Below are 5,769 nucleotides of genomic sequence, written 5' to 3'. Positions count from 1 at the left end.
GCCTGAGTGGTGAAATAGGTAGACACAGCGGACTTAAAATCCGCCGCTTCGTGAATAACGGGCGTACCGGTTCGATTCCGGTCTCAGGCACCACGATGGCGGCTCACCCACGCGCCGCGCGCGCTTTTGAAAACTGGGTAAGATAAATTCCATCATGTCCCGCTACAACACACCTTTTGAGATCCACGTTCACGGCGAAGTGCCTTTGCGCGCGGAAGTCAGCTTTGAGCAGCTCCAGGAGGCTCTCAAGCCATTGTGGAAATACACGGGTTCCAAATCGTTGGCAGCCGGTGCTGCCAGCTCCTACGAGGAAGAACCAGGCATCCGTTTTGATGCCCAAAAGCATTTGCTGCAAATGTGCTGGACAGTCCCCGGTGACGAGGATTTTCGCCAGGCGCTCGATGAAATGTGTATGGGGCTGAACGATCTGGCTGAAGCCGGTGCGCCCATCGAAGTGACTTTTTACGACGCCGATTTTGACGAAGACGAAGGGGACGCCGAAGAGGAGGCCCGTGACGACTTCGCGATGTACTTTGTCGGCCCTACGCCGGCGGCCATCATGCAGGTGCAGCGTGACCTGCTGGTTCAGGACATGATCGGCCTGATGGAGCGCCACTTTGACGGCTCTGAACTTGGCGAGGTCGTGGCGGCCGTCGACAAGCTGTTCGAGCAGCGCTTTGATGCGTTGGTGAATTCCATGCAACTGGGTAAACCACCGCGCGGCCTGGGCGGGCCTCAGGGTGGTTCAGGCCATGGTGGGGGTGGCCGCAAACCCCGGCATCTGCACTGATCTATTTGCCTGCGCCGCGCGGCCCAGCGGCTGCCGGTGCACCCGGAAAACCGAGGCCTCGCAGATAAACATCGATCGCGAGTTGGCCAATCTCCAGCAGGTCAAACGCCTCTGGATCCAGCAACCAGTTCTGTATCAGGCCGTCTATTAGCGCGTGCAGTCCCTGCGCAGCGGCTGAAGCGGATACAGGCAGTTGCAAATTCATTTGTCCGGCCGCCGTGGCTACGGCCTGCTCGATACCCAACAAAAATCCACCGCGCACCGCCAGGTGCCGCAAGCGCACCGCCTGAAGCTCCTCCACATATTCCACCTTCTGCGTTGCCACCTCAAAGACGCGCCTTGTTTGGGCGTCCGTCACAATTTGTCGCAGCGCGTTGACCGTGGAAAGCCGTATCCTGTCGATTGAATTGAGGGAGGGAGTGCCAAGGTTTTGCTGCAGGTCGTTTTCCTGATTGAACGCGTTTTCCATGGGCAGCGTGACGCGCTCCATCATGGCGTTGAACAGGTCGGCCTTGTCCTTGAAGTGCCAATAGACGGCGCCCCGCGTGGCGCCGGCGCGGCGTGCAATGTCCTGAAGGCTTGTGCGTGAGACACCTTGGGCCTGGAACAGGTGCTCCGCCGCATCCAGCAGTTTGTGCCGGGTGGCCAGGGCATCCTCTTTGGTTCGACGGGCCATTTATGTCTCCTGCAGCCGATTTTGCATGCTGTCGTTATACATTCACAAATGTATGTAAACTATAACACTCGCAAAAACCCTTATTCTTTTTGTCTTCGGCAAAGATGACGCGCATTTCAATGCCGCTCACACCTTGTCCCTTTGCGCTTTATTCCCAAAAATTGAGGATCAGCATGCCCAAGTCTCGCGTTGCCTATTCGCTTTCGTACTTTTCATTTTCCCAGTCGGTGCCGCGCCAGCCTCTTGTGCTGGTGGCTGCCATCGCCTTGTTTCTGGCCGGTTGCGGAAAGGGTGCTGGTGCGCCTGGCGGTGCCCCTCCGCCTGCCGAAGTGGGCGTGGTCACCGTTACGCAAGGTGACGTTGGCCTGGTGACCGAACTGCCCGGCCGCCTTGAAGCCTCGCGCGTGGCGCAAGTAAGGGCGCGTGCAGCCGGCATTTTGCAAAAGCGTCTGTTTCGTGAAGGCAGCGATGTGAAAGAAGGTCAGGCGCTGTTCACGATTGACTCCGCACCTTATGCCGCTGCTGCCGCCAGCGCAAAAGCGGGCCAGGCGCGCGCCGAAGCTAACCTGGCGCAGGCCGCTGCATTGGCCGAGCGGTACAAGCCGCTGGTGGAGGCCAACGCCATCAGCAAACAGGAATATGCCAACGCCATTGCGGCACAAAAGCAGGCAGAGGCCGACGTTGCGGTGGGCAAGGCCAATGTGCAGACCGCCAGCATCAATCTGGGTTATGCCGCCGTGACATCGCCGATCTCCGGACGCATTGGACGTGCATTGGTCACTGAAGGCGCTCTGGTCGGGCAGGGCGAGGCCACTCCATTGGCGGTGGTTCAGCAAATCAACCCGATGTACGTGAACTTCACGCAATCCGCTCCTGAAATCATGAAGCTGCGTGCCGCCATGGAAAGTGGACAGTTCAAACGCGCCACTGGTGCCGAAGCGGCCAGCGTCCGCATCGTGCTTGAAGACGGCACTGAATATGCTCGCCCCGGCCGCCTGCTGTTTTCTGATCTGACGGTCGACTCCACGACAGGGCAGGTGACTCTGAGGGCCGAAGTGCCCAACCCGGGTGGTCAATTGCTCCCCGGCCTTTATGTGCGCGTTCGCCTCGAGCAGGCGCAGGCCAGCAACGCCATCACTTTGCCGCAGCAAGCCGTTACGCGCAGCGGGCAGGGCGACACGGTCATGGTGGTGGGCGACGACGGAAAAGTCAGCCCGCGCCCCATCAAGATCGGTTCCGCCAAAGGCAACCAGTGGGTCGTGCTTGACGGCCTGAAAACCGGTGAAAAAGTCATGGTGGATGGATTCCAGAAACTGCAGCCCGGCGCGACGGTGAAGCCCGTGCCATGGCAACCTGTCGGTGCCAAGCCGACCGGTGCGGCTTCTGCCCCGGCCTCCGCCGCGTCCGGCGCGCAAGCTCCCGTGCCCGCTGCCTCTGCTGCTTCGGCAGCCGCGAAGTAAGGAGCCGACTACATGGCCAAATTTTTCATTGATCGGCCGATCTTTGCCTGGGTGATCGCCTTGTTCATCCTGGTGGGTGGCGGCGTGGCGATCACGCAGCTGCCGATTTCCCAATACCCGCCCGTGGCGCCGCCCTCGATTGTCATCAACACCGCCTATCCCGGCGCGTCTGCCCAGACGCTGGAAGACAGCGTGCTGTCGGTGATTGAGCGCGAGATGAACGGCTCGCCCGGTCTCATCTACATGGAATCCGTGGCGCAGGCAGATGGTTCCGGCAGCATCACACTGAGCTTCGAGCCCGGCACCAACCCCGACCTGGCGCAGGTGGATGTGCAAAACCGGTTGTCGCGCGCTTCGCCGCGTTTGCCTGCGGCTGTTACGCAGCAGGGCGTGCGCGTCGACAAGTCGCGCGCCAACTTCCTGCTATTTACCATGCTGTCCTCCGACAACCCGGCGCATGACCCGGTGGCGCTGGGTGACTATGCCTCGCGCAACATCGTGCCCGAGCTGCAGCGTTTGCCCGGCATCGGCCAAGCCCAACTGTTCGGCAGCGAACGTGCGATGCGCATCTGGCTGGACCCGGCCAAGCTCACCGGCTTCAGCCTGTCGGCCGCCGACGTGAACGCCGCGATCCGCGCGCAAAATGCACAGGTGTCCGCCGGCAGTATTGGCGACCGGCCGAATATCGCAGGCCAGGGCATTGCCGCCACGGTGGTGGTCAATGGCCAGCTGGCCAATGTCGAGCAGTTTGGCAATATCGTCCTTCGCGCCAACACCGACGGATCGTCGGTCCGCCTGAAAGACGTGGCCCGCATTGAGCTGGGTGGCCAGACCTATGCCACGTCGGCGCGCCTGAACGGCAAAACCGCGATCGGTATCGGTGTCCAGCTGGCGCCCAGCGGCAACGCGCTTGCCGCTGCCAAGGCGGTTCGTACCAAAATGACGGACCTGCAGCGTTACTTCCCGCAAGGCATGAAGTGGGACATCCCTTACGACAGCTCACGCTTCGTCAAGATTTCGATATCCCAGGTCGCTGAAACGCTGTTTGAAGCGGTGGCCCTGGTGTTCCTGGTCATGTTCCTGTTCCTGCAGAACTGGCGCTACACCATCATCCCGACCATCGTGGTGCCGATTGCGTTGCTGGGGACCTTCGCCACCTTGCTGGCGCTGGGTTTTTCGATCAACGTGCTCACCATGTTCGGCATGGTGCTGGTGATCGGTATCGTGGTCGACGATGCGATTGTGGTCGTCGAGAACGTCGAACGGATCATGACCGAAGAAGGGCTGCCGCCGCTTGAAGCCACGCGCAAGGCAATGGGCCAGATCTCGGGGGCCATCATCGGCGTCACCGTGGTGCTGATTTCCGTGTTCGTGCCTTTGGCGTTTTTTGCCGGCTCGACCGGCAACATTTACCGCCAGTTTTCCGCTGTGATGGTTTCGTCCATCGGCTTTTCCGCCTTTTTGGCTCTGTCGCTGACCCCGGCACTTTGCGCCACGCTGCTCAAGCCGGTCGAGGCCGGGCACCACCACGAAAAGAAGGGCTTTTTCGGCTGGTTTAACAGGGGGTTCTCGCGTACCGCCAAAAGTTATGAAGGCATGGTCGCGCGTATTCTCAAACGTGCCGCGCGTTACCTTGTGATTTATGTCGCCATCATCGCGGCCGTCGCCGTGGTGTACCTGCGCCTGCCCACCTCCTTCCTGCCCAATGAAGATCAGGGCAACCTGCTGGTGAACGTGCAGTTGCCGCCGGGCGCCACTTACGAGCGCACGCTTTCGGTGATGGAAAAAGTCGAAGGCTTCATGCTCAAGCAGCCTGAAGTTCAAAGCATGGTCGGTGTGCTCGGCTTCAGCTTTTCCGGTCAGGGCCAGAATGCCGCGCTGGCGTTCGTGACGCTCAAGGACTGGAAGGAGCGCGATGGCGAGGCGCATTCGGCCGCAGCGGTGGCCGGACGAGCTTTTGGCGCCCTCATGGGCGTGCGCGATGCCTTCATCTTTCCGCTCAGCCCGCCTCCGATCCCCGAACTGGGCACGGCCTCGGGCTTCAGTTTCCGGCTGCAGGATCGCGGCGGTGCGGGCCATGATGCCCTGATCAACGCGCGCAACCAGTTGCTGGGCATGGTGGCCAAAAGCCCGGTGCTCACGCAGGTCCGGCCCGACGGCCTTGAAGATGCGCCGCAGTTGCAGCTCGATATTGACCGGGACAAGGCCAATGCATTGGGCGTGTCGTTTGATGCGATCAACGCAGTCCTGTCCACTTCGCTGGGCTCCAGCTATGTGAACGACTTCCCCAACCAGGGACGCCTGCAGCGCGTGGTGGTCCAGGCCGATGCGCCTTCGCGCATGCAGCCCGACGACCTGCTCCGGCTCAACGCCATCAACAGCCGCGGCCTGCCGGTTCCGCTGTCGGCGTTTGCCAGCACGCGGTGGATCAAAGGTGCGATGCAGACGGTGCGCTACAACGGCTACCCGGCCGTGCGTATCAGCGGCAGCGCAGCGCCGGGCTACAGCTCGGGCGCTGCAATGGCCGAGATGGAAAAACTCGCGGCCCAACTGCCGCAGGGCTTCGGCTTTGAATGGACCGGCCAGTCACGCGAAGAAAAACTCGCAGGCTCGCAAGCCATGTTGCTGTATGGCTTCGCCATCCTCGCGGTGTTCCTGTGCCTTGCTGCGCTGTACGAGAGTTGGAGCATTCCGCTCGCAGTGATCCTGGTGGTGCCGTTGGGCGTGATCGGTGTGTTGCTGGCGACGTTGATGCGCAGCTATTCAAATGATGTGTACTTCCAGGTGGGCCTGATCACCATCATCGGCCTGTCGGCGAAAAACGCGATTCTGATCATCGAGTT

At 61.0% G+C, this 5,769-nt stretch carries 4 protein-coding genes and 1 tRNA gene; 4 read left to right on the top strand and 1 reads right to left on the bottom strand.

The genetic code is table 11. The features are described 5' to 3' along the window. Positions 1-93: transfer RNA gene (locus ABI546_RS18380), tRNA-Leu, on the top strand. 61 nt (positions 94-154) lie between these two features. After that, the gene (locus tag ABI546_RS18375) at positions 155-790 is read left to right on the top strand and encodes a DUF6806 family protein (RefSeq protein WP_348048883.1); all 636 of its coding nucleotides are present in this window, start codon (positions 155-157) and stop codon (positions 788-790) included. A gap of 1 nt (position 791) precedes the next feature. On the opposite strand, the gene ABI546_RS18370 is transcribed toward ABI546_RS18375, so the two are convergent. Further along, positions 792-1,466, bottom strand: coding sequence for a TetR family transcriptional regulator (locus tag ABI546_RS18370; RefSeq protein WP_348048881.1), 675 nt, complete (start codon positions 1,464-1,466; stop codon positions 792-794). A gap of 173 nt (positions 1,467-1,639) precedes the next feature. Between ABI546_RS18370 and ABI546_RS18365 the strand changes: the two genes are divergently transcribed. Beyond that, positions 1,640-2,926 carry an efflux RND transporter periplasmic adaptor subunit gene (locus ABI546_RS18365; protein ID WP_348048879.1) on the top strand — a complete coding sequence of 429 codons (1,287 nt, stop codon included), beginning with the start codon at positions 1,640-1,642 and terminating at the stop codon, positions 2,924-2,926. A 12-nt stretch (positions 2,927-2,938) separates the two neighbouring features. Further along, positions 2,939-5,769 (top strand): efflux RND transporter permease subunit (locus tag ABI546_RS18360; protein ID WP_348048877.1); only part of this gene is annotated, 2,831 nt, incomplete at its 3' end.

The sequence above is a fragment of the Polaromonas sp. genome, from assembly GCF_039932935.1.
Taxonomy (GTDB): domain Bacteria; phylum Pseudomonadota; class Gammaproteobacteria; order Burkholderiales; family Burkholderiaceae_C; genus Polaromonas.
This window is presented reverse-complemented; position numbering and strand designations above follow the sequence as displayed.

Excerpts from the sequence above, each read along its gene's own strand:
- ABI546_RS18370 (WP_348048881.1), bottom strand. The coding sequence starts at position 1,466 with ATGGCCCGTCGAACCAAAGAGGATGCCCTGGCCACCCGGCACAAACTG.
- ABI546_RS18365 (WP_348048879.1), top strand. The coding sequence starts at position 1,640 with ATGCCCAAGTCTCGCGTTGCCTATTCGCTTTCGTACTTTTCATTTTCC.
- ABI546_RS18375 (WP_348048883.1), top strand. The coding sequence starts at position 155 with ATGTCCCGCTACAACACACCTTTTGAGATCCACGTTCACGGCGAAGTG.